At 73.1% G+C, this 22,241-nt stretch carries 22 protein-coding genes and 1 pseudogene; 16 read left to right on the top strand and 7 right to left on the bottom strand.

Features of this window, described 5'->3' with window-relative positions; all coding sequences use genetic code 11:
- The first annotated feature begins 196 nt into the window (after positions 1-196).
- The 11 genes and pseudogenes from EOE48_RS10570 (at position 197) to EOE48_RS10520 (ending at position 11,337) form a co-directional block, all read left to right on the top strand.
- Positions 197-1,231, top strand: coding sequence for a branched-chain amino acid ABC transporter permease (locus EOE48_RS10570; RefSeq protein WP_127728762.1), 1,035 nt, complete (start codon positions 197-199; stop codon positions 1,229-1,231).
- A 1-nt stretch (position 1,232) separates the two neighbouring features.
- A complete protein-coding gene (locus EOE48_RS10565; protein ID WP_127728761.1) occupies positions 1,233-2,990 on the top strand; it encodes a branched-chain amino acid ABC transporter ATP-binding protein/permease in 1,758 nt (585 codons plus the stop codon).
- Positions 2,918-3,472, top strand: a pseudogene (locus EOE48_RS10560) (ABC transporter ATP-binding protein); the annotation flags it as partial. The gene EOE48_RS10565 and the pseudogene EOE48_RS10560, both read left to right, overlap by 73 nt.
- 444 nt (positions 3,473-3,916) lie before the next feature.
- Positions 3,917-4,843: a DMT family transporter gene (locus EOE48_RS10555; RefSeq protein WP_127728759.1), complete on the top strand. Its 927-nt coding sequence runs from the start codon at positions 3,917-3,919 to the stop codon at positions 4,841-4,843.
- 90 nt (positions 4,844-4,933) lie between these two features.
- Entirely contained in the window at positions 4,934-6,358 is a 1,425-nt protein-coding gene (locus tag EOE48_RS10550; protein WP_127728758.1) for an SNF2-related protein, read from the top strand.
- Positions 6,359-6,689: 331 nt separating this feature from the next.
- Positions 6,690-7,124, top strand: a complete 435-nt coding sequence (locus tag EOE48_RS10545) for a hypothetical protein (protein WP_127728757.1) — start codon at positions 6,690-6,692, stop codon at positions 7,122-7,124.
- Positions 7,125-7,221: 97 nt separating this feature from the next.
- Complete coding sequence (locus EOE48_RS10540) at positions 7,222-7,830, top strand: molybdopterin-dependent oxidoreductase (RefSeq protein WP_127728756.1); 609 nt, start codon at positions 7,222-7,224, stop codon at positions 7,828-7,830.
- Positions 7,831-7,834: 4 nt separating this feature from the next.
- The gene (locus EOE48_RS10535) at positions 7,835-8,539 is read left to right on the top strand and encodes a ferredoxin reductase (RefSeq protein ID WP_127728755.1); all 705 of its coding nucleotides are present in this window, start codon (positions 7,835-7,837) and stop codon (positions 8,537-8,539) included.
- A 173-nt stretch (positions 8,540-8,712) separates the two neighbouring features.
- Positions 8,713-9,864 (top strand): methionine ABC transporter ATP-binding protein, encoded by a 1,152-nt coding sequence (locus EOE48_RS10530; RefSeq protein WP_127728754.1) that lies wholly within the window; start codon positions 8,713-8,715, stop codon positions 9,862-9,864.
- Complete coding sequence (locus EOE48_RS10525) at positions 9,854-10,519, top strand: methionine ABC transporter permease (protein ID WP_127728753.1); 666 nt, start codon at positions 9,854-9,856, stop codon at positions 10,517-10,519. Before EOE48_RS10530 ends, EOE48_RS10525 begins: the two co-directional genes overlap by 11 nt.
- A 35-nt stretch (positions 10,520-10,554) precedes the next feature.
- The gene (locus EOE48_RS10520) at positions 10,555-11,337 is read left to right on the top strand and encodes a MetQ/NlpA family ABC transporter substrate-binding protein (protein ID WP_127728752.1); all 783 of its coding nucleotides are present in this window, start codon (positions 10,555-10,557) and stop codon (positions 11,335-11,337) included.
- A 273-nt stretch (positions 11,338-11,610) separates the two neighbouring features.
- Here the strand turns inward: EOE48_RS10520 and EOE48_RS10515 are convergent, their stop codons facing one another.
- Positions 11,611-12,726, bottom strand: a complete 1,116-nt coding sequence (locus EOE48_RS10515) for an alkene reductase (RefSeq protein WP_127728751.1) — start codon at positions 12,724-12,726, stop codon at positions 11,611-11,613.
- Positions 12,727-13,001: 275 nt separating this feature from the next.
- Between EOE48_RS10515 and EOE48_RS10510 the strand changes: the two genes are divergently transcribed.
- Positions 13,002-14,747 carry an ATP-binding response regulator gene (locus EOE48_RS10510; protein WP_127728750.1) on the top strand — a complete coding sequence of 582 codons (1,746 nt, stop codon included), beginning with the start codon at positions 13,002-13,004 and terminating at the stop codon, positions 14,745-14,747.
- A gap of 79 nt (positions 14,748-14,826) precedes the next feature.
- Here the strand turns inward: EOE48_RS10510 and EOE48_RS10505 are convergent, their stop codons facing one another.
- The 6 genes from EOE48_RS10505 to EOE48_RS10480 all read right to left on the bottom strand — a co-directional run bounded on the left by EOE48_RS10505 (position 14,827) and on the right by EOE48_RS10480 (position 18,593).
- A complete protein-coding gene (locus tag EOE48_RS10505) occupies positions 14,827-15,168 on the bottom strand; it encodes a DUF6883 domain-containing protein (RefSeq protein ID WP_127728749.1) in 342 nt (113 codons plus the stop codon).
- Positions 15,169-15,438, bottom strand: a complete 270-nt coding sequence (locus EOE48_RS10500; protein WP_127728748.1) for a DUF4926 domain-containing protein — start codon at positions 15,436-15,438, stop codon at positions 15,169-15,171.
- A gap of 159 nt (positions 15,439-15,597) precedes the next feature.
- Entirely contained in the window at positions 15,598-16,221 is a 624-nt protein-coding gene (locus EOE48_RS10495) for a 2,3-bisphosphoglycerate-dependent phosphoglycerate mutase (protein ID WP_127728747.1), read from the bottom strand.
- A 38-nt stretch (positions 16,222-16,259) separates the two neighbouring features.
- Complete coding sequence (gene dapB, locus EOE48_RS10490) at positions 16,260-17,057, bottom strand: 4-hydroxy-tetrahydrodipicolinate reductase (RefSeq protein ID WP_127728746.1); 798 nt, start codon at positions 17,055-17,057, stop codon at positions 16,260-16,262.
- 80 nt (positions 17,058-17,137) lie between these two features.
- Positions 17,138-17,842, bottom strand: a complete 705-nt coding sequence (locus tag EOE48_RS10485; protein ID WP_127728745.1) for a MarC family protein — start codon at positions 17,840-17,842, stop codon at positions 17,138-17,140.
- A gap of 4 nt (positions 17,843-17,846) precedes the next feature.
- A complete protein-coding gene (locus tag EOE48_RS10480) occupies positions 17,847-18,593 on the bottom strand; it encodes a class I SAM-dependent methyltransferase (RefSeq protein ID WP_127728744.1) in 747 nt (248 codons plus the stop codon).
- A 177-nt stretch (positions 18,594-18,770) separates the two neighbouring features.
- Here EOE48_RS10480 and gloB point away from each other — a divergent pair, with 177 nt between their 5' ends.
- From gloB to EOE48_RS10460, 4 genes are read left to right on the top strand one after another with little or no spacing between them, the layout of a single operon-like run.
- Positions 18,771-19,553 (top strand): hydroxyacylglutathione hydrolase, encoded by a 783-nt coding sequence (gene gloB / locus EOE48_RS10475; RefSeq protein ID WP_127728743.1) that lies wholly within the window; start codon positions 18,771-18,773, stop codon positions 19,551-19,553.
- 5 nt (positions 19,554-19,558) lie between these two features.
- Positions 19,559-19,999 carry a thiol-disulfide oxidoreductase DCC family protein gene (locus EOE48_RS10470; protein WP_127728742.1) on the top strand — a complete coding sequence of 147 codons (441 nt, stop codon included), beginning with the start codon at positions 19,559-19,561 and terminating at the stop codon, positions 19,997-19,999.
- Positions 19,996-21,681, top strand: a complete 1,686-nt coding sequence (locus EOE48_RS10465; RefSeq protein WP_246154094.1) for a saccharopine dehydrogenase family protein — start codon at positions 19,996-19,998, stop codon at positions 21,679-21,681. Before EOE48_RS10470 ends, EOE48_RS10465 begins: the two co-directional genes overlap by 4 nt.
- The gene (locus EOE48_RS10460) at positions 21,678-22,121 is read left to right on the top strand and encodes a cupin domain-containing protein (RefSeq protein WP_127728741.1); all 444 of its coding nucleotides are present in this window, start codon (positions 21,678-21,680) and stop codon (positions 22,119-22,121) included. The genes EOE48_RS10465 and EOE48_RS10460 overlap by 4 nt, the downstream gene beginning before the upstream one ends.
- Positions 22,122-22,241 lie beyond the last annotated feature (120 nt).

Below are 22,241 nucleotides of genomic sequence, written 5' to 3'. Positions count from 1 at the left end.
GGACGCCGCTTCCGGAGAGGTCGCGACCTGCATGACAGGCGCCCCCTGGATCAGCGTCGCGCTGCCCCTCTCCCGGCTCGCTGCGCTCGCCACCCTCCCCCGCAGAGGGGGGAAGGTCGGGGCGGCTGTGCCGTCGAAGACCATCCGGACGCGCCACAGCGCACCCCCCGAACCCACCAGCCGGACCCCCCGCCCCGTGGATTCCACCATCCTTCTGCTCCTCGTCCAGGACGGCGTGGTCAACGGCGCGATCTACGCGCTGATCGCCCTGTCCCTGGTGCTCGTCTTCACGGTGACGCGGGTGATCCTGATCCCGCAGGGCGAGTTCGTCGCCTACGGCGCCCTCACCCTCGCGGCGTTCGAGGCCGGGCACCGGCCGGGCACCGTCGGGCTGCTGCTGGCGCTCGGCGCCGCCGCCTTCGTCGCCGACCTCGCGGCGGGCCGGCACACGCTCGACGCCCGCAGCCTCGGCGCCATCGCGCTGCGCGACCTCGTCCTGCCGGCCGCCATCGCCGGCGCGACCCTCGTCGTGCCCGAGAAGCCCGGCCTCCTCGTCGGCATCCTGCTCACGCTCGCCATCGTCACCCCGATGGGCGCCTACCTGCACGCGGTCGCCTACCGGCCGCTGGAGCACGCCTCGGTGCTGGTGCTCCTCGTCGCCTCGGTCGGCTGCCACCTCGCGCTCACCGGGCTCGGCCTCGTGTTCTTCGGCGCCGAGGGCTCGCGCACCCCGCCGCTCTCCGATGCCATGATCCCCGCCGGCCCCCTGGTGGTGAGCGGGCAGTCGCTGTGGATGCTGGCGCTCACGGCGGCGATCATCCTCGGCCTGTGGACGTTCTTCGGCCTGACGCTCATCGGCAAGGCCCTGATGGCGACGGCGGTCAATCGCCTCGGCGCCCGCCTGATGGGCATCGCCCCGTCGATGGCCGGACGGCTCAGCTTCTCGGTCGCCGCCTTCATCGGCGCCCTGTCGGGCATCCTCGTCGCGCCGCTCACCACGATCTACTACGACACCGGCTTCCTCATCGGCCTCAAGGGCTTCGTCGCGGCGATCATCGGCGGCCTCGCGAGCTATCCGGGTGCCGCACTGGCGGCGGTGCTGGTCGGCATCATCGAGGCGTTCTCGTCCTTCCACGCCAGCGCCTTCAAGGAGGTGATCGTGTTCATGGCGATCATCCCGGTCCTGCTGTGGCGCTCCCTGCGCTCGCACCCGGTCGAGGACGACGAATAGAATGTCCCGGCTCGCCCCGCTCCTCGCCGGTCTCGCGATCCTCGCCCTGCCGCTGGTCCCCGGCGTGCCGCCGTTCTGGTTCACGCTGCTGAACTATGCCGGCCTTGCCGCGATCGTCGTCGTCGGCCTCGTCGTGCTCACCGGCATGGCCAACATTATGTCGTTCGGTCAGGGGATGTTCGTCGGCATCGGCGCCTACACCAGCGCGCTCCTGACCCTGCATCTCGGGGTGTCGCCCTGGCTCGGCCTGCCGGCGGCGCTCGCGGTGGCGGGGGCCTGCGCCTGGGTCGTCGGCGCCATCACCCTGCGGCTGTCGGGGCATTACCTGCCGCTCGGCACCATCGCGTGGAACATCTCGTTCTTCTACGTGCTCGGCAATTCCGACTGGCTCGGCCGCTACGACGGCCTGCCGGGCCTGCCGCCGATCGCCGTGTTCGGCACGCCGCTGCTCGCCAGCGAGCAGGTCTTCTACCTGATCTGGGGCTGCGTCGGGCTCTCGGTGGTGCTGACCTTGAGCCTGATGCGCTCGCGCACCGGCCGGGCGATCCGGGCGCTGAAGGGCGGACGGGTCGCGGCGGAAGCCTTCGGGGTCGATACCGGGCGGATCAAGATCGTCGCCTTCGTCTACGCGGCCCTGCTCGCGGCCTTGTCGGGCTGGCTCTACGCCCACGTCCAGCGCGCCATCAACCCGACCCCGTTCAGCCTCAACGCCAGCATCGAATACCTGCTGATGGCGGTGCTCGGCGGCGCCGGCTCGGTCTGGGGCGGGGTGTTCGGCGCCACCCTCGTCACCCTGCTCAAGGACCAGCTCCAGAACGTGCTGCCGCTGGTGCTCGGCGCCGAGGGCAACTTCGAGGCGATCGTGTTCGGCGTGCTGTTCGTGCTGCTGCTCCAGCGCGCGCCGGACGGCCTGTGGCCGCTCCTCACCCGCCGCACCGGCGCGCCGCCGCCGCCGGCGCCGGTCGCGGCCCCGCCGCTGCCGCCGCGCCGCGCCGCAGTCTCCGGCCCGCTGCTCGAGGCGAGCGGCCTGCGCAAGGTCTTCGGCGGCCTCGTCGCGGTCGACGGCATCGACTTCTCGGTCGCACCGGGCGAGGTCGTGGCGCTGATCGGCCCCAACGGGGCGGGCAAGAGCACGACCTTCAACCTCGTCACCGGCGTCGCGCGGCTGTCGGCCGGCACGGTGCGGCTGTTCGGGCGCGACACCTCGGCCCTGCCGTCGCGGGCGGTGGCCCGGCTCGGCGTCGCCCGCACCTTCCAGCACGTCAAGCTCGTCGGCACGATGTCGGTGATCGAGAACGTCGCGCTCGGCGCGCATCTGCGCGGCTCGGCCGGGGCGGTGCGCGGGGCGCTCGGCCTCGACCGCGCCGAGGAGGCGGCCCTGTTCGCCGAGGCGCAGCGCCAGCTCGACCGGGTCGGCCTCGGCGCCCTCCGCGACCGGCCGGCGGCGAGCCTCGCGCTCGGCCAGCAGCGCATCGTCGAGATCGCCCGGGCGCTGTGCCTCGACCCGGCCCTGCTGCTCCTCGACGAGCCGGCGGCGGGCCTGCGCCACCAGGAGAAGGCGGCGCTCGCCGACCTCCTGAACCGCCTGCGCGGGGAGGGGCTCGGCATCCTGCTCGTCGAGCACGACATGGATTTCGTCATGGGCCTCGCCGACCGCCTCGTGGTGATGAATTTCGGCGCCAAGCTGTGCGAGGGCCCGCCGCGGGTGGTGCGCACCAACCCGGCGGTGGTCGAGGCCTATCTCGGGAGCGCCGCGTGAGCGCCCTGCTCGACGCCTCCGGCGTCACCGTCTGCTACGGCAAGATTGAGGCGGTGCGCGACGTCGGCCTGCGGGTCGAGCCCGGTCAGGTCGTCACCGTGCTCGGCGCCAACGGCGCCGGCAAGACCACGCTGCTGAGCGCCCTCATGGGGGTTCTGCCCGCCCGCGGCGCGGTCACCTTCGACGGCCGCCCGATCGGCCGGCTGTCGATCGAGGCCCGGGTCGGGGCCGGGCTCGGGCTGATCCCGGAGCGGCGCGAGCTGTTCTCCACCATGACGGTCGAGGACAACCTGCGCCTCGGCGCGTTCCGCTTCGGCCGGCGCGAGCGCGGTTCCCTCGACGGCATGTTCGCGCTGTTCCCGCGCCTGAAGGAGCGCCGGCGCCAGCTCGCCGGCACCCTGTCGGGCGGCGAGCGCCAGATGCTCGCCATGGCCCGCGCCCTCATGGGCCGCCCGCGCCTGCTGATGCTCGACGAGCCGAGCCTCGGCCTCGCCCCGCTGATCGTCGCCGAGGTGATGCGCACCGTGGCGTCCCTGCGCGACCAGGGCGTGTCGGTGCTGCTGGTCGAGCAGAACGCCCGCGCCGCCCTGCGGGTCGCCGATTACGGCTACGTCCTCGACGGCGGCGCGGTGGTGCTGGAGGGACCGAGCCGGGTGCTCGAAGCCGACGCCCGGGTGGTCGAGACCTATCTCGGCGTGCTGGCGGCGGAGACCGGGGCGCAGGAGGCGCGGGCCGGCTAAGCAGATTCCGCAAAAGTGGCGCCCGGTTTTGCGACAAAAATCTGCGACACAACAAGAACCTGAGCGGACGAAGCGTTGGCCTGCCAACGCAAGTCTGCTGAGGGGGTGCGGGATTCGGCGGCAAGGATCGGGATGCGGCCTCCCGCTGGGTCACTCTAAGGCTTCGTCCCGCCACGGAGCCACCCGATGACCCAACGACCGATGACACCGCTCGAATGGACGATGCTGCTCGTCCTGTCCGTCCTGTGGGGCGGCTCGTTCTTCTTCAGCGGCGTGGCGCTCGCGGCCCTGCCGCCCGTCACCCTGGTCGTGCTGCGGGTCGGCCTCGCGGCGTTGCTGCTCAACCTCGTCGTCGTCGCGAGCGGAGCGCGGATGCCGCGCGACCGGCGGGTCTGGGTCGCCTTCCTGGGCATGGGGCTGCTCAACAACGCGGTGCCGTTCTGCCTCATCGTCTGGGGCCAGACCCACATCGCCTCGGGCCTCGCCGCGATCCTCAACGCCACCACGCCGCTCTCCGGCGTGGTGGTGGCCCATTGTCTCACCCGCGACGAGCGGATGACCGGCAACCGGCTCGCGGGCGTCCTCGTCGGCCTCGCCGGCGTGGTCGTGATGGTCGGGCCTTCGGTCCTCGCCGGCGTCGGCGCCGCCCTGCCCGCCCAGCTCGCGGTCCTGGCCGCGACCGTCTCCTACGCCTTCGCGGGGGTGTTCGGCCGCCGCTTCCGCCGGATGGGCGTGGCGCCGCTCGCCACCGCCGCCGGGCAGGTCACGGCCTCGACGCTGATGCTGGTTCCGGTCGCGCTGCTGGTCGATCGCCCGTGGACGCTGCCGGTCCCGGGCCTGCCGGTCTGGGGTGCGGTAGCCGGACTCGCGATCCTGTCCACCGCGCTCGCCTACGTGCTGTATTTCCGCATCCTCGCCACCGCCGGAGCCACCAACCTGCTCCTCGTCACCTTCCTGATCCCGGTCTCGGCCATCCTGCTCGGCACGCTCGGGCTCGGCGAGCGGCTCGATCCGCGGCACTATCTCGGCATGGCGCTCATCGGCTGCGGCCTCGCGGCGATCGACGGGCGGCTCCTCGCGCGCGTCCGGCGGCGGTCTCCGCGGTCCTCGTGATCCGCGCGGGGCTTGCCGGATCCGCGCGCGGGGGTTGCCAGCCCCGGCCGCGGGGCTTGTCAGCCCCGCCGGCATCGCGTCCAAGGCCGCATGCCGGACGCCCTGCCCGAACCGACCCGCCTCGTCCCCCGCCCGCATCAGGTCGCGGCCCGCAACGCGATCCTGGCCGCCCGCGCGGCGGGGCGGCCGGGCTTCCTCCTCGGCGACATGACCGGGCTCGGCAAGACCCTGTCGGTGTGGAGCGCCGTCGCGGCGATGCCCGAGCGCGAGGTGCTGATCGTCTGCCCCAAGGGCGCGATGCCGCAATGGCGGCGCACCATCCGCGACTTCGGTTCGGCCGGAAAGGCGGTGACGCTCACCAACTACGAGCGCACCAAGGCGCTCCTCGCCCTGCCGCAGGCCAGCGCCCGCCGTTCGGTGCGGGCGAAGAACAACGAGTTGGCCAAGCTCGGCGAGCCGAAGCGCGTCTACCCGGTCGTGGTGTTCGACGAGGCCCACCGGCTGCGCAACCCGACCTCGCAGCAGGGGCTCGCCTGCCGCCGGATGGCGCAGGCGGCGCGCTTTGCGATCTATGCCAGCGCCACCGCGGGCCAAGCGCCGCACGAATTGTCGTATCTCGGCGCGCTGCTCGGCCACGCGGTCGGGCAGCCGACCGAGACCACCGCCGACTTCCGCGACCTGATGCGCCGGCTCGGCATCGGCCGGGCCAAGGGCCGCTGGCAGAACTGGTCGTGGGAGCCCAACGAGCGCGACCGGGCGGTGATCGCCGACCTGCTCTATCGCGGCCCGAACGCCATCGGGCTGCGGCGGCGCCCGGCCGACATCGCCGGCTGGCCAGAGGTGAGCCGCGATCTCGCGCCGATCGCCCTCGATCCGCCGTCGCGGCGCCTCTACGACGCGACGTGGCGCGAGTTCCGCCGCGAATGGGGCCTCGCCGGCGGCGGCACCCGCCGCGCCGCCGGCTGGGCCGCCGACCTGCGCTTCCGCCAGAAGGCGAGCCTGATCCGCAGTGCCGGCACCGTCGACCTCGCCGAGGATCTGCTCCAGGCCGGCGAGCAGGTCGCGGTCTCGGTGGCGTTCCTCGAGACCGGCGCCGCCCTGGTCGAGGCGTTCGGCCGGCGCGGCTGGCGCGCCGGCGCGATCAACGGCACGCAGACGCCGGAGGCCAACGAGGCGGTGCGCGTGGCCTTCCAGCGCGGCGAACTCGATGCGGTGGTGTTCACCGTCACCGAATCGATCTCGCTCCACCGCAACGAGCTGCCCGGCGGCGGGCGGCCGCGCAGCCTGATCGTCCACGACATGCGCCACAGCGCGATCCAGCTCAGCCAGATCGAGGGCCGCTGCCACCGCGACGGCGAGCGCGCCGCGATCCTGTTCGCCTATGCCGAGGATACGGTGGAGGAGCGGGTCGCCGCGACCGTGATCGCTCGCATGGCCGCCATGGACCGGATGGCCGGGGAGGACACCGCGCTCCTCGACGCCATCGCGCGGGTCATCGATGCCGAGGCGGCGTGATCGTCGCGCTGCCGCAGTGCAGGCTGTCCGGGGAAAAATCCTTGAAGAATCAAGCGCGGGATCCCCTCTCCCGAGTGGGAGAGGGGTAGGGGTGAGGGTGGCTCGGCTGCAAAGTAGACCGTCAACGTTAGAGCTGCGCAGCTCTAACGTTGACGCCTTATCCTGAGCCGTCTCCACCCTCACCCCCGGCCCCTCTCCCACTCGGGAGAGGGGAGATGCGCCAATTCTTATCCACGAACAGCCCTGGTCGCAGGAGGCTCGGCGCCGTGTTATTCCCTCGCGTCAAGCAAAGTCGGGGGCCACCACCATGCGCGAACCGCGACCGTCCGGAATGCGCCATCCGGCCCCGAGCCGAACCCGCATCACCACGCTGATCGCGGCGGCTCTGCTGGGCGCATCCGCCTCGCCGGCCCTCGCGCTCGACGTCGAGACCCTCGTCGCCACCGGCGGCCGGGCGTCCGGCGACGACCTCGCGCGCCGGATCTCGGCCGCCCGCGCGTTCCCGCTCGGCAGCAAGGACAACCCCGTCCGGGTCGCCCTGCCCAGCGGACAGCACGCCTACCTGTCGCATCTGCGCTGCTCCAACGGCGCCAGACCGACCTTCGGCCGCATCGGCTCGTTCGGACCCGGCCCCTACGACTCGATCATCGACGGCTACCGCGTCGTCTGCCCGGGCATCTCCGAGGACGCGATGCTCTTCATGGACATGTATCATCCCGAGCACCGGGAGACCGCGGCGCCGCCCGGCTTCACGCTGGTGCGCTGACCGCGCCGCGAGGGAGCCGACCGCGCCCCGAGTGGGTTATACGTCCTGCCGCGGCGCAGCACCGGCGCCGGAGGATGGCACGGACGAGAGGTTCCGCATGGTCACGCGCGGGTTCACGGGACGACGGCCGGACAAGCCGGTGGCGGAGCGGCTGCCGCCCGGACAGTACCTCACCGACGACTTCCCGGTGCTCCAGCTCGGGCCGACGCCGCGGATCGACCTCGCCCGCTGGCGCTTCGTCCTGCGCGAGGGCGCCAAACCCCTGAAGAGCTGGAGCTGGCAGGAGTTCGACGCCCTGCCGCGCACCCGCTGGACCGGCGACATCCACTGCGTCACCAAGTGGTCGAAGTTCGACACCGCCTGGGAGGGCGTGAGCGTCGACGATCTCCTGGCCGCGGCCGGGCTGGAGGCGGCGCCGACCGCCTACCTCCTCGCCGAGGGCTTCGACGACTACACCACCAATGTTCCGGTCGCCGACCTCACCGGCGGCCGCGGCATGGTCGCGACCCGCTACGCGGGCGAGACGATCCCGCCCGACCATGGCGGCCCGGCCCGGCTCCTCGTGCCGCACCTGTACTTCTGGAAGAGCGCCAAGTGGGTGAAGGGCCTGCGCTTCACCGCGAAGGACGAGGCCGGGTTCTGGGAGCTGCGCGGCTACCACATGTACGGCGATCCCTGGCGCGAGCAGCGCTTCTCGGACGACTGACGCCGTGGCGAACGTCTGGCAGGAGGCGACGATCGTCGGGATCGCGCCCGAGACGCCGCGGGTGAAGCGGTTCCGCCTCGCGCTCGGCCGCCCGATGCCGTTCCGCGCCGGCCAGCACGTCGACGTGCGGCTGACCGCGCCGGACGGCTACCGGGCGCAGCGCAGCTACTCGATCGCGTCCCCGCCCGCCGACCCGACGACGATCGACCTGATGATCGAACGCCTCGACGACGGCGAGGTCTCGGGCTTCTTCGACGCGGTGGCGCAGGTCGGCGACGCGATCGAGCTGCGCGGCCCGATCGGCGCCTTCGCCTGGGAGCCGGCGATGGGCGGGCCCTTGCTGCTCGTCGCCGGCGGCTCCGGCGTGGTGCCGCTGCTGTCGATGCTGCGCCACCGCGCCGGGGCGACGCCGGACGTGCCGGCCCTGCTCCTCTACTCCGCCCGCACGGCCGCGGACGTCGTCGCCCGCGACGAACTCCTCGCCCGCGCCGCCGCCGAGCCGGCCTTCTCGCTGGACCTCGTCCTCACCCGCGAGCCCAGCGGCAGGCGGCTCGACGCGGCGCGGATCGCCGAGGCCCTGGCCCGGCTCGGCGACCCCGCCCACGCCTTCGTCTGCGGCAGCAACCGCTTCGCCGGCGCCGCCGCCGACCTCCTGGTCGATGCCGGGATTCCCGCCGCGCGCATCCGCACCGAGCGGTTCGGCGAATAGGTCCGCGACCCGCGCCGGGAAGGCTTTTCTCCACCGTACCGTTCTGCAAAAAGAACATTCCGGTTGACAGGACGGCCGCGCCGGGGCTTCTGTCCGGGCCAGAACGACCCCTCCGCGACGATGGACGACGCGATGATTCTGCCACCCCAGATTGCGCCGGGGAGCGCCCGGCCATGACGGCGCCCGTGCGTGTTCCCCTGCCGCAGGACCTCGGCCGGCACTTTCCCGGCGACGCCCTGGTGCGCCTCGAGGGCGTGACCAAAACCTTCCCGGCCCGCCGCGGCGCGGCGCCGTTCACGGCGCTGGACGGGATCGACCTCGCGGTCCGCCGCGGCTCGGTCCTCGGCGTGATCGGCCGCTCGGGCGCCGGCAAGTCGACGCTGATCCGCCTCGTCAACGGCCTGGAGCGGCCGACCGGCGGCCGGGTGATCGTCGGCGAGGCCGAGATCTCGCGCCTGCCGGAGGCCGAGCTGCGCCGCGAGCGCCGTGGCATCGGCATGATCTTCCAGCACTTCAACCTTCTCTCGGCCCGCACCGCCGCCGGCAACGTCGCGCTGCCGCTGGAGGTCGCCGGCTACGACCGCGCCGCGATCCGGGCGCGGGTGAACGAGCTGCTCGACCTCGTCGGCCTCACCGCCCAGCGCGACCGCTATCCGGCCGAACTGTCGGGCGGGCAGAAGCAGCGCGTCGGCATCGCCCGGGCGCTCGCCACCAGCCCGAAGGTGCTGCTCTCCGACGAGGCGACCTCCGCCCTCGATCCCGAGACCACCCGGTCGATCCTCGACCTGCTGGCCCGCATCAACCGCGAGCTCGGCCTGACGATCCTGCTCATCACCCACGAGATGTCGGTGATCCGGGCGATCTCGCACGAGGTCGCGGTGCTCGACCAGGGCCGCATCGCCGAGAGCGGCGACGTGTTCGAGGTCTTCACCCGGCCGCAGGCCGCGATCACCCGCACCTTCCTCGACCACGAGACCGGCCGCGCCCTGCCGCCGGTGCTCGCCGAGCGCCTGCGGGCCGGGCAGCCCGGCGAGGGCGACTCGGCGGTTCTGCGCATCACCTTCCGGGGGCCGCACGCCACCGACCCGGTGCTGGCGCAGCTCGTGCGCGACGCCGGCATCGTCGCCTGCATCCTGTCGGGCACCGTCGACGAGATCGCCGGAAAGCCCTTCGGCACCCTCGTCGTGTCGGTGGACGGCCACCCGGAGATCGTCGCCCGGACGCAGGGCTTCCTGCGCGAGCGCGGCCTCGACGCCGAGTTCCTCGGCACCCTGCCGGCCGACGCCTGGCCGGCGCCGCGAAGCGAGACCCGCCATGTCGCCTGAGATGCTGCGCCTCATCCTCCAGGCCACCGGCGACACCCTGACCATGGTGGCGATCGCCGCCGGGCTCGGCACGCTGTTCGGCCTGCCGCTCGGCGTCTTCCTCGCCACCAGCGGCCGCGGCGAATTGCTGGCGGCGCCGTGGCTCAACCGGGTGCTCGGCACGGTGGTCAACGCCACCCGCTCGACGCCGTTCATCATCCTGGTCGTGGCGATCATCCCGTTCACCCGGCTGATCGCCGGCACCTCGATCGGCACCGCGGCGGCCTGCGTGCCGCTGACGGTCGCCGCGACCCCGTTCATCGCCCGCCTCGTCGAGGGGGCGATCCGCGAGGTCGACGGCGGCCTCGTCGAGGCGGCGCGGGCCTTCGGCGCCTCGCCGCTCCAGATCGTCCTCAAGGTGCTGATCCCCGAGGCGCTGCCCGGCATCGTGCTCGGCCTGACGCTCGCGGTGGTGTCGCTGCTCGGCTTCTCGGCGATGGTCGGGGCGGTCGGCGGCGGCGGCCTCGGCGACCTCGGCATCCGCTACGGCTACCAGCGCTTCATGCCCGAGATGATGCTGGCGGTGGTGGTGGTGCTGATCGTCCTCGTCCAGGCGGTGCAGACCCTCGGCGACCGCCTCGCCCGCCGGCTCAACAAGCGCCTGCGCCACGGCTGAGCCGCCCGTCCCTTTCCCCCTCGGAGACCTTCCCTATGTTGCGTGCGTTCACCGTCGTGGCGGCCCTCGCCCTCGGCACCCTTCCGGCCCTGGCCCAGGCGCCCCAGCGCGTGCGGATTGCCGCTACGCCCGGCCCCCACGCCCAGATCCTCGAAGCGGTGAAGCCGGTCGCGGCCCGCAACGGCATCGACCTGCAGATCGTCGAGTTCTCGGACTACGTGATCCCGAACGAGGCGCTGTCGGCCGGCGAGATCGAGGCGAACTCGTTCCAGAACCAGCCTTATCTCGACAACCAGAAGGCCGACCGCGGCTACAAGCTCGACGCGGTCGCCCAGACGGTCAACTTCCCGCTCGGCATCTACTCGAAGCGCCACAAGAGCTGGGACGCGGTGCCGAACGGCGGCACGGTGGCGATCCAGAACGACCCGACCAACGGCGGCCGCTCGCTGCTGCTGCTCCAGGACAAGGGCGCGATCAAGCTGAAGCCCGGCGTCGGCTTCAAGCCGACGGTCATCGACGTCGTCGAGAACCCGAAGAAGCTGCGCTTCCTCGAAGTCGACGCCGCCCAGACCCCGCGCTCCCTCGACGACGTCGACGCCGCGGCGGTGAACACCAACTACGCCACCCCGGCCGGCCTCAAGCCGTCGGATGCGATCCTGCGCGAGGATCCGAAGGGGCCCTACGTCAACATCATCGCGGTGCGCACGGTCGACAAGGACAAGCCCTGGGTCAAGGCGCTGGTCGAGTCCTACCGCTCGCCGGAGGTGAAGGCGTTCATCGAGCAGAAGTTCGGCGGCGCGGTCCTGCCGAGCTGGTAGGTCCCGGCCCGCCCTCGAGGCCCGCGGCACCCACCGGTGCCGCGGGCCTCGTCGTTGTTACTCCAGGGCAATCGCTCTGGAGCGATTGCCCTTGTTCCTTGCTCGGCCTCAGGCGCCGGCAGTCACATCCGTGACTTTGGCTTTCGCTCCGCTCTGTGTTCGAGCGGACATTCGTCCCCTCGAACCCGCTCCGCGGGGCGCTCCTCGCGCCCGCCATGGAGCGTCGCCCTGCGGGCGACCGCAGAACAATCGCCGAAGCGATTGCCCTGATTGTTACTCCGCGGCTTCGAGCGTCGGATAATCGACGTAGCCGCGGGCGTCGCCGCCGTAGAAGGTGGCGCGGTCGTAGCGGTTGAACGGCGCGGCGCGGCGGATGCGCTCGGGCAGGTCCGGGTTGGCGATGAACAGCCGGCCGAACGCCACCGCGTCGACGTTGCCGCCCTCGATCGCCGCGGCGGCGCTCTCCGGCGTGAAGCCCCCGGCGGCGATCAGCGGGCCGCCGAACCGGGCCTTGAACCGCGAGGCGGCGTCCGGTGCGTCGGGGTCGATGGCGTTGGTGTCGCTGCTCTGGTCGGCCCGCGGCTCGACGAGGTGCAGATAGGCGAGGCCGCGCCGGCCGAGTTCGGTCGTGACGTGATCGAACAGGGCGCCGGGATCGCTGTCGCGCATGCCGTTGAAGCTGCCCCACGGCGACACCCGCACGCCGACCCGGTCGGCCCCGATCGCGCCCGCGACCGCGTCGACGACCTCCAGCAGGAACCGGGCGCGGTTCGCGATCGAGCCGCCGTAGCGGTCCTGGCGCCGGTTGGTGGAGTCCTGGAGGAACTGGTCGATCAGGTAGCCGTTCGCCGCGTGAAGCTCGACGCCGTCGGCCCCGGCCTCGCGGGCGTTGAGGGCGGCCTGCCGGAACGCCGCGACGAGGCCGGGGATCTCGCTCTCCTCCAGCGCCCGCGGGGTCTCGAACGGCACCGGCCGGAACGTCGCGTCCATGTGGTTGCCGGGCGCGGCCACGGCCGAGGGGGCGATCGGCAGAGCGCCGTCCGGCTTCATCGACGAGTGCGAGATCCGGCCGCAATGCCAGATCTGGACGAACAGGAACCCGCCCTTGGCGTGGACCGCGTCGGCGACGCCGCGCCAGCCGGCGATCTGATCGGGCGTGTAGATGCCGGGCGCGCCGGGATAGCCGCGGGCGTCGTCGCGGATGTCGGTGGCCTCGGCGATGAGCAGCCCGCCGCGGCTCGCCCGCTGGCCGTAATACTCGGCGTTGAGCGGGCGCGGAACGTCGCCGGGCTGGCGCGAGCGCATCCGGGTCAGCGGCGCCATCACGACGCGATGGCCGAGGGAGAGGGCGCCGAGGCGCAGGGGCTGGAACAGGGCGTCTGTGGTCATGGGAGTCTCGGGTCGGGTGTCCCGGAACGGGCCGGGCGGTTCCTCGGCCGGTGTTCTCCCGCGGGACGGGCGGCGCGGTGCGGCGGCGCACATGGCGCGATGCGATCGGCGTCGGGGATCGCTCCAGTGCCGGGGGGCGAGACCGTCGCCGTCGTCGTCCTCGACGCCGAGAACTGCCCCGCCGTCCTGATTTCGTCCAGATGTCCTGTGAGTTGACTCCTCCGAGAGGCGGAGAGACTGCCGGCTCGCGAAGTGGGATCGAGTACGGACGGGCGATGAGCGACGACGACCTGCTGTTCCTGCTGCCGGACGACGAGGCCGAGGCCGAGCGGCCGGCCGTGACCTGGCCGGTCGTGGTGATCGACGACGACCCGGCGGTGCACGAGGGCACCCGCTTCGCCCTGTCGGGCTACACCCTCGACGGGGCCGGTCTGGAGATCCTGTCGGCGACGTCCGCCGCCGAGGCCCGGACCCTGCTCGCCGCCCGGCCCGGCGTCGCCGTGATCCTGCTCGACGTGGTGATGGAGACCGAGGATGCGGGCCTGCGCCTCGTCGACTACATCCGCCGCGAGCTGAAGGACGAGACGGTGCGCATCATCCTGCGCACCGGCCAGCCTGGGCAGGCGCCGGAGCGGCGCGTCATCGTCGATTACGACATCAACGACTACAAGGCGAAGACCGAACTCACCGCCGACAAGCTGTTCACCAGCCTCACCGCGGCCCTGCGCGCCTACCAGCAGCTCAAGCGCCTGGAGGAGACCCGGCGCGGGCTGGAGATCATCATCGACGCCGCGCCGATGCTGCTCGACTACAAGTCGATGCAGCGGCTGGCCGAGGGCGTGCTGACCCAGGTCGCCTCGCTGCTCAACGTCGCCTGCACCGGCATCCTGGTGCTGCGCGAGACCGGCCCGGCCGAGCGGTTCTGCGTGCTGGCGGGCTCGGGCTGCTACCACCACCTCGTCGCCCGCGAACCGGCCTGGCCCCTCGACGACGAGGTGCAGAGCGTCGTCGCCCGCGCCTTCGCCGAGCGCTGCCACAGCTTCGGCGAGAGCTGGTCGACCCTCTACGTCCACACGGCGAGCGGCAGCGAGATCGTCGCGCTGCTGCGGGCCGACCGCTCGCTGTCGCAGACCGACCGGGCGCTCATCACCCTGTTCACCTCGCGGCTGTCGATCGCCTTCGACAACGTGATCCTGTACGAGCAGCTCCAGCGCGCCAATGTCGGGCTGGAGCAGCGGGTGGTCGAGCGCACCGCCGAGCTGATGCGCGCGAACCGCCGCCTCGCCATGCAGCGCTCGGACCTGCGCCGAGCCAACCAGCTCAAGACCGAGATCCTCGGCACCGTCGCGCACGACCTCAAGAATCCGCTCGCGGTGATCCTCGGCCGCACCGAGATGCTCGGCGACCTCATCGGCACCCTGCCGCAGCCGGTCGAGGCGATGCAGGCCCAGGTCGGGCACATCCGCGACTCGGCCCGGCGCCTCACCGGCATGATCGAGAGCCTCATCGCCGACGCGATGAACGACGCCCTCGACATCTCGCTTCGGCGCGAGACCGTGGACTTCGCGGCGCTGGCCCGCGAGGTGTCGCAGACCAACGCGCCGCTGGCCGAGACGAAGGCGCAGACCCTGCGCTCGGAGATCCCCGACAGCCTCTACATCTGCGCCGACGGCGAGCGCCTCCGCGAGGCGATGGACAACCTGATCTCCAACGCGATCAAGTACAGCCCGGTCGGGGCCGAGATCGTGGTGACGGTGCATCGCGACGAGGCCGACACGGTCTACGCCGTGCGCGACCACGGCCCGGGCCTGTCGCCGGAGGATACCGGGCGGGTGTTCGGCCGCTTCCAGCGCCTCTCGGCCAAGCCGACCGGCGGCGAGGGCTCGACCGGCCTCGGCCTGTCGATCGTCAAGCGCATCGCCGAACTGCACCGCGGGCGCGCGACGGTGGACAGCCACGCGCCCGAGGCGGGATCGACCTTCGCGATCCGGCTGCCCAACATCGCGGTCGAGGTCGGGTAGCCGTCGGCATCGCTCCCTCGAACGGTCCCCGGGGCGGATCTTGTCCCGGGACCGTCCCGCCCCGGTCGTCTCACGTTCTTCAGCCGGGATAGGCGGTCACGAAGCTCGCCTCGCCCGCCGCGCTTCCCGACGAGACGTGCCAATAGGACCGGACGCACGGCTGCGCTCCGTTCGGCGTATCGATCGGACCATGGAAGCCCATGTTGAAGCCATGGGGCACGATCCGGACGCCGGTGAAGTTGGCGAGGGTCGTGTGCTGGAACAACTCGTGCGCGAGGACGTGCGGTTCGTCTTGCGTGAACCCATGCCCGAGGAAGAATCGGGCCTTGCTCGCGCCGCTGCCGTTCGGGTCGAGCAGGTAGCGGGTCAGCTTCGGAAGCGGGATGACGAACCCGGCCGGCCACGAGATGAAAGGGGGCACCTACTCGGCCTTCGCGCTGGACGCCGCCTCGACGCGAATGATCTTGTCCCGACCGACAGTCGCCAGGGCGTGGAACGGCTCCTCGAATTCGACGCAGAAGGCTTCGCCTTCGCCGTAGACGGCCACGATGGTGCCAACCGAGCCGGCCGGGATCTCGCGGCCTTCGTCCTCGTCGACCACGCCGGGACCGACCGCCACCACGTCGAGCTCGTCCAGCGGGAGGCGCCGGACTTCCTCGGTGATACGGAAGTAGGGTAGGGCGAGGCTCACGGTGGACTCCTGTCGGACGGGCGCGCCCCGACAGATGTGACGCCGTATGACGCGACCCACAAGTACGGAGGCTCCGCGATAGGGGGCGGGACCGCGTGCCACCGTTCGTGCCGACATCCGAGCGGCGTTGCCCTGTGCAAAGCCGCTCGGAGCCAAGCCTCAGTCGCGGTCGAGCACGACCTTGTCGGCAACCGTGGTGTCGGCGTTGAGCCGGTAGACCAGCGGCACGCCGGTGGCGAGTTCGAGGCCCGGGATCGTCTGGGTGGTGAGGCCGTCGAGCACCATCACGAGGGCGCGCAGGGAGTTGCCGTGGGCGGCGACCAGCACCCGCTCGCCGCGCAGCACCCGCGGCATGATCTCGCGCATGGTGTAGGGCAGCACCCGGGCCACGGTGTCCTTCAGGCTCTCGCCGCCGGGCGGGGGCACGTCGTAGGAGCGGCGCCAGAGATGGACCTGCTCCTCGCCCCACTTGGCGCGGGCGTCGTCCTTGTTGAGGCCCGACAGGTCGCCGTAGTCGCGCTCGTTGAGCGCCTGATCGGCGATGGTGGGGAGGCCGGACTGGCCGAGCTCCTCGAGGATCAGCGCGCAGGTGCGCTGCGCCCGGGTCAGGTCCGAGGTGAAGGCGACGTCGAACTGCACGCCCCGGGCCTTGAGGCGGCGGCCGGCGGCGCGGGCCTCCTCGACGCCGAGATCGGTCAGGCCCGGGTCCTTCCAGCCGGTGAACAGGTTCTTCAGATTCCACTCGCTCTGACCGTGACGCGCGAGGACGAGAAGACGCTCCATGATCGGGGATGCTCCGTGCGGGGGCTTCGGGGGTAAATCTAGAGGCCGAGGACGTCGTCCATGCCGTAGAGGCCGGGCTCGCGCGGCTGCGCCCACAGGGCGGCGCGGATCGCGCCGCGGGCGAACAGGCCGCGGTCCTCGGCCCGGTGGGTGAGTTCGAGCCGTTCGCCGGCGCCGGCGAAGATCACGCTGTGCTCGCCGATCACGCTGCCGCCGCGCAGGGTGGCGAAGCCGATCGTGCCGGGCTCGCGCGGACCGGTCTGGCCGTCGCGCACCGCGACCTTGCGCTCGGCGAGCGCCACCGCCCGGCCGTCCGCCGCCGCCTCGCCGAGGAGCAGGGCGGTGCCCGACGGCGCGTCGACCTTGTGGCGGTGGTGCATCTCGAGGATCTCGATGTCGAACTCCTCGCCGAGCGTCGCCGCCACCTTGCGCACCAGCCCGGCGAGCAGGTTGACCCCGAGCGACATGTTGCCCGAGCGCACGATGCGGGCGTGGCGGGCGGCGGCGTCGAGCTTCCTCAGGTCGTCGGGCGACAGGCCGGTGGTGCCGACGACGTGGACGATGCGGGCCTGGGCCGCCAGCTCGGCGTAGAACACCGTTGCGGCCGGGGCGGTGAAGTCGAGGACGCCGTCGGCGGCGGCGAAGGCGGTCAGCGGGTCGTCGGTGACCGGGACGCCGAGCGGCGGCAGCCCGGCGAGCACGCCGGCATCCTCGCCGAGTGCCGGCGCGCCCTCGCGCTCGATCGCGCCGGCAAGCGTGCAGCCCTCGCTCGCGGCGACCGCCTGGACCAGCATGCGCCCCATGCGCCCGGAGGCGCCCACCACGACGAGACGCATCGCTCCCGCTCCCATCCTCATGCCGCACCGCGTCTACAGGCCGGGGCGGGCGCTGCCAAGCTGCCGGGGCGCCGTGCCGCTCACCGGCCCCGGAAGGCCGGGATCGACAGCAGCACGTCGGTGACCCCGGTCACCGTGATCTGGATGCCGACGCAGAGCAGCAGGAAGGCGGCGAGCCGCCCGAGCACCCGCACCCGCGCATGGCCGAGCCGCTCGACCACCCAGTCGGCCGAGGCGTAGGCGACCACGATCATCGCCGTGATGGCGAGCGCCGCGAGCGTGTCGCCGAGCAGCGAGCCGAGATGCGCGGCCTTGTCCGCGGGGCGGCTGGCGCCCAGCGCGATCGCCACCGAGATCGTGCCCGGCCCGGTGGTGAAGGGCAGGGTGAGGGGAAAGAACGCGATCTCGTCGAGGCGACCGGCGGCGCCGTCGTCGGTCGCCGGCACGTCCCTGGCCTGATCGGCCTTGACCGCCTCGCGGGATCCCGGTGCCGAGAGCAGCGTCCAGGCGCTCGCCGCCACCACGAGGCCGCCGGCGATGCGCAGGGCCGCGAGCGAGACGCCGAAGAAGCTCAGCACCGCCGCCCCGGTCCACAGCGAGACCAGCATCACCAGGGCGGCGTAGACGCCGATCCGGCGGGCGAGCCAGGCGCGGTCGGTGTGGCTGCGGCTCGCCGTCACCTGGGCGAAGATCAGCGCCCCGCCGAGCGGGTTGATGATCGAGAACAGGGCCGGCAGCGCCAGCAGGAAGCTGTTCAGGGCGGCCTCGTGCCAGGGGAGTGCCATCGGCTCAGACCCCGCCCGGAACCGGCGCCGGGGCGGCCGCCGGCACCAGCACCCGCGGGGCGAGGCGGGCGGCGCGGCGGGCCTGCACCGTCACCGGCCGATAGAGCTGCTTCGTCGCCTCGACGACGTGCAGCCCGGCGAAGGGCAGCGCCAGCCCGGTGCCGAGCCGCTCCCAGGCGGCGGCGGTGCGCAGGGTGAGCCAGCCCTCGATCGGCGGCACGTAGAGCGTCTCGGCCCAGTGCTCGGGCGAGAAGAGGGTCTCGCGCATCAGCCGGCCGAGCTGCGAGCGGCTGTAGGGCTGGCCGTGGCCGAACGGCGTGGTGTCGAGGCGCGCCCACAGGCCGCGGCGGTTGGGCACCGCCACGATCAGCCGGCCGCCGGGGGTGAGCACGCGCCACACCTCCTGCATCAGCTCGGCCGGGCTCTCCACCCCCTCGACGGCGTGGATGAGGATCGCGCGGTCGACCGCCGCGTCGGGCAGCGGCATCATCGTCGGATCGGCGAGCACCGAGGCCGAGCGGCCGGTGCCGGGCCAGTTCACCACGCCCTGCGCCGCCGGCATGAGCGCGAGCGTGCGCTCGGCCGCGTGCCGCACCGGCCCGAGATACGGCACCGCGTAGCCGAGGCCGAGCACCCGCAGGCCCGAGACCGAGCCGAGCAGGCGGTGGACCGTGCGGCCGACGAGCCGCTGCGTCACCGTGCCGAGCGGGCTGGCGTAGAAGGCGCGCAGATCGGTGACGTCGAGGCTCATGGAAGCGGGGCGGTCCTCGTCGGGCGGGCCCAGTGCGGCCCTCAGGGCGCATCAATGGGCACTGTCGGTCCCTGCGGCAAGGCGAGGGGATCGATCGGTGCCCGCAATTCCCCGGCTGCCGCCGGTCCCGGAGCGCCCTACCTTCCGGCGATGGAGTCCAGCCGCCGAGGTGCCGCGATGGCCGAAACCCCCGTCCCCGAGATCCGCACCTTCCTGTGCCGGAGCGACAACATCGGCGTGCTGATCCGCGATCCCGCCTCCGGCGCCTGCGCGGCGATCGACGTGCCGGAGGCCGCCGCGGTTTTGCGCGCCCTCGACGAGACCGGCTGGCGCCTCACCGACATCCTCGTCACCCACCGCCACGGCGACCACGTCGAGGGCATCCCCGAGGTCAAGGCCCGCACCGGTGCCCGGGTCACCGCGCCGGCGAGAGCCGGCGACGCGGTGCCGGGGGTCGACCGCCGGGTCGGGGAGGGCGACGCGGTGACGCTCGGCGGCTTCACGGCTGCGGTGTGGGAGACGCCGGGCCACTGCACCGACCACGTCACCTACTGGTTCGAGCGCCAGCGCGTCGCCTTCGCGGGCGACACCCTGTTCACCCTCGGCTGCGGCCGGGTGCTGGAGGGACCGCCGGAGGTGCTGTGGCGCTCGCTGTCGCGATTCCTTCCCCTGCCGGACGAGACGACGATCTATTCGGGCCACGACTACGTGCAGTCCAACGCCCGCTTCGCCCTCGCGGCCGAGCCGGACAACGAGAACCTGAAGGCCCGCGCCGGAGTCGCGGCCCGGGCGGCGCAGGAGGGCCGCTTCCTGGTGCCGACGACGCTCGGCGAGGAGAAGGCGACCAACCCGTTCCTGCGCGCCGGCGAGCCGGCTCTGGCCCGCGCGGTCGGCCTCGAACCCGGCGCCGACCCGGCGGCGGTGTTCGTGGCGCTCCGCGAGTGGAAGAACCGGTTCTGAGCGCGATGGCCTGGGAGCCCCGGCCGGCGGCGGACCTGCCCGACCGCCTGATCCTCTACGACGGCGTCTGCGTGCTGTGCTCGCGGATGATCCGCTTCGTCGCCGCCCGCGACCCGGAGGGACGCTGGCGCTTCGTGCCGGTCCAGTCGCCCTACGGCCGCCGCCTCGCCGAACGATTCGGGATCGACCCGGAGGCGCCGCAGACCAACGCGGTGATCCGCGACGGCCGCGCCGCGTTCAAGCTCGACGCCGCCCTCGCGGTGCTCGACGGGATGCCGGGCTGGGGCTTCGCCCGCCTCGCCCGGCTGCTGCCGCGGCCGGTGCGGAACTGGGGCTACGACCGGATCGCCCGCAACCGCTACCGGCTGTTCGGCCGAACCGAATCCTGCTCCCTGCCGCCGCCGGGCCTCGCCGCGCGGGTACTGACCGACGAGCCGGCCGGGTGAGCACCGCCCTCCCGCGCATCCTCGTGGTCGGCGGCGCCGGGGTGTTCGGCTCGCGCCTCGCCCGCGGCCTCGCGGCGTCCGGGCTCTGCGCCGTGGTGGTGGCCGGGCGCGACCGCGCCCGCACCGAGGGCGCCGCCGGCGCCCTGGCACGGGCGGCGCCGGGCGTCCCGGTCGAGGCGACCGTCCTTGATGCCGCGACCGCGACTCCCGCGATGCTGCGCGATCTCGACCTCGCCGGGGTCATCGACGCCGCCGGCCCCTACCACGCGGGCGAGGGCGCCCATCGCCTCGCCCGCGCGGCGATCGGTGCCGGGCTGCCGTATTGCGACCTCGCCGACGGGCGTGCCTACGTGGCCGGGTTCTCGGCCCTCGACGCGGCGGCCCGGGAGGCGGGGGTGTCCCTCGTGACCGGCGCCAGCACCACGCCGGCCCTGTCGAACGCGGTGCTCGACCACCTGACGCGGGGCTGGCGCCGGGTCGAGACGATCGAGGCCGCGATCAGCCCGGGCAACCGGGCCCCGCGCGGCCTCGCGGTGATGCGCTCGATCCTGTCCTATGCCGGCCGGCCGGTGCGGGTGTGGCGCGCCGGCGCCTGGGAGACCCGGCCGGGCTGGGGCCTGACCACCCGCGAGGCGATCCCGGGGCTCGGCCGGCGCTGGCTGTCGCTGTGCGAGACGCCGGACCTCGACATCCTGCCCGCCCGCTTCCCCGATGCGACCGCGGCCGTGTTCCGGGCCGGGCTGGAGCTTCCGGGGCTGCATCTCGGGCTGTGGCTCGCCAGCCTGCCGGTGCGCGCCCGGCTGCTGCCGTCGCTGGAGCCGTTCGCCCGCCTGTTCCTGCGGCTCGCGGTCGTGGTCGAGGGCCTCGGCAGCGACCGCGGCGGCATGATGGTGCGGGTCTCCGGCCTCGACGGCGATGGTCGCCCGGTCACCGCGACCTGGACCCTCGTCGCCGAGGCCGGCGACGGCCCGGTCGTCCCGACGCTCGCGGCGCTGGCCCTGGCGCGGCGCTGGCTCGCCGGGCCGCCGCTCGCCCCCGGCGCCCGCGCCTGCGTCGGGCTCGTCGATCTCGACGCGCTCGCCGCCGAGATGGCGCCCCACCGCATCCGCGCGACGATCCGGCGCGACGCGCCCGGATCGCCGCTGTTCGGCCGCGCCCTCGGACCCGGCTTCGCGGTCCTGCCGGAGGCGGTCCGGGCCGTGCACCGGCCGGGGACCGGGCTGGTCCTCGGCGGGCGCGCCGGGGTCGTGCGCGGGCGTCACCCGGTGTCGCGGCTCGTCGGCCGCCTGCTCGGCCTGCCGCCCGCCAGCGCGGAGGTGCCGGTCCGGGTCACGATCGCCCCGGAGGGCGAGGGCGAGGTCTGGACCCGCGACTTCGCCGGCCGGCGCTTCCGCAGCCGCATGGGGCCGGCCGGGGAAGGGGCGGTGGAGGAGCGGTTCGGTCCGCTCGCGCTCCGCTTCCGCCTCGAACCCGGTCGCGACGGGCTCGGCATGACGATCGCCGGCTGGCGGCTCGGCCGGCTGCCGCTGCCCGTCGCCCTCGCGCCGGCGGCGCGGGCCCGCGAATCGGTCGATGCCGCCGGGCGCTTCCGCTTCGACGTCGCGGTCGACCTGCCGCTGGTCGGGCCGCTGGTGCAGTATCGCGGCTGGCTCGCCGCTTCCGAGGAATCTCCGCCCCGATGACCCTGTCCCCCGCGCTGACCGCCGCCGAGGTGATCCGGCTTCTCGACCTCGCGCCGCATCCCGAGGGCGGGCATTACCGCGAGACGTTTCGCGATCCGCGCGAGATCGACGGCCGCTCGGCCGGCACCGCGATCTACTACCTGCTCGACATCGGCGAGACGTCGGAATGGCACCGGGTCGACGCGGCCGAGATCTGGCACTGGCATGCCGGCGCGCCGCTGGTCATCACGGTGAGTCCCAACGGCCACGACGCCGAGGCGCGCCATCTCGGCCCCGACCTCGCCCGCGGCCAGCGCCCGCAGCTCGTGGTTCCGGCCGGCCACTGGCAGACCGCGACCAGCCTCGGCGCCTGGACGCTCGTCGGCTGCACGGTCTCGCCGGGCTTCCGGTTCGAGGGCTTCGAATTGGCGCCGCCGGGCTGGCGGCCGATGCCGCGGTAGGTGTGTTAGAGCCTGTTTGACTCTCGATCTAAAGAAAAAGCTCCCCTTTCCCGGACGACTGGAACGAAGTGGAAGGAGATCCGGGATCCAGCACAACAAGTCGCGAAGCGTCCATACTCA

It is taken from the genome of Methylobacterium oryzihabitans (assembly GCF_004004555.2).
Lineage (GTDB): Bacteria > Pseudomonadota > Alphaproteobacteria > Rhizobiales > Beijerinckiaceae > Methylobacterium > Methylobacterium oryzihabitans.
This window is presented reverse-complemented; position numbering and strand designations above follow the sequence as displayed.

Coding starts and splice junctions, on each gene's coding strand:
- EOE48_RS10555 (WP_127728759.1), top strand. CDS start 3,917: ATGACCCAACGACCGATGACACCGCTCGAATGGACGATGCTGCTCGTC.
- EOE48_RS10525 (WP_127728753.1), top strand. CDS start 9,854: ATGTCGCCTGAGATGCTGCGCCTCATCCTCCAGGCCACCGGCGACACC.
- EOE48_RS10530 (WP_127728754.1), top strand. CDS start 8,713: ATGACGGCGCCCGTGCGTGTTCCCCTGCCGCAGGACCTCGGCCGGCAC.
- EOE48_RS10515 (WP_127728751.1), bottom strand. CDS start 12,726: ATGACCACAGACGCCCTGTTCCAGCCCCTGCGCCTCGGCGCCCTCTCC.
- gloB (WP_127728743.1), top strand. CDS start 18,771: ATGGCCGAAACCCCCGTCCCCGAGATCCGCACCTTCCTGTGCCGGAGC.
- EOE48_RS10540 (WP_127728756.1), top strand. CDS start 7,222: ATGGTCACGCGCGGGTTCACGGGACGACGGCCGGACAAGCCGGTGGCG.
- EOE48_RS10495 (WP_127728747.1), bottom strand. CDS start 16,221: ATGGAGCGTCTTCTCGTCCTCGCGCGTCACGGTCAGAGCGAGTGGAAT.
- dapB (WP_127728746.1), bottom strand. CDS start 17,057: ATGCGTCTCGTCGTGGTGGGCGCCTCCGGGCGCATGGGGCGCATGCTG.
- EOE48_RS10565 (WP_127728761.1), top strand. CDS start 1,233: ATGTCCCGGCTCGCCCCGCTCCTCGCCGGTCTCGCGATCCTCGCCCTG.
- EOE48_RS10545 (WP_127728757.1), top strand. CDS start 6,690: ATGCGCCATCCGGCCCCGAGCCGAACCCGCATCACCACGCTGATCGCG.
- EOE48_RS10510 (WP_127728750.1), top strand. CDS start 13,002: ATGAGCGACGACGACCTGCTGTTCCTGCTGCCGGACGACGAGGCCGAG.
- EOE48_RS10460 (WP_127728741.1), top strand. CDS start 21,678: ATGACCCTGTCCCCCGCGCTGACCGCCGCCGAGGTGATCCGGCTTCTC.
- EOE48_RS10485 (WP_127728745.1), bottom strand. CDS start 17,842: ATGGCACTCCCCTGGCACGAGGCCGCCCTGAACAGCTTCCTGCTGGCG.
- EOE48_RS10550 (WP_127728758.1), top strand. CDS start 4,934: ATGCCGGACGCCCTGCCCGAACCGACCCGCCTCGTCCCCCGCCCGCAT.
- EOE48_RS10520 (WP_127728752.1), top strand. CDS start 10,555: ATGTTGCGTGCGTTCACCGTCGTGGCGGCCCTCGCCCTCGGCACCCTT.
- EOE48_RS10480 (WP_127728744.1), bottom strand. CDS start 18,593: ATGAGCCTCGACGTCACCGATCTGCGCGCCTTCTACGCCAGCCCGCTC.
- EOE48_RS10470 (WP_127728742.1), top strand. CDS start 19,559: ATGGCCTGGGAGCCCCGGCCGGCGGCGGACCTGCCCGACCGCCTGATC.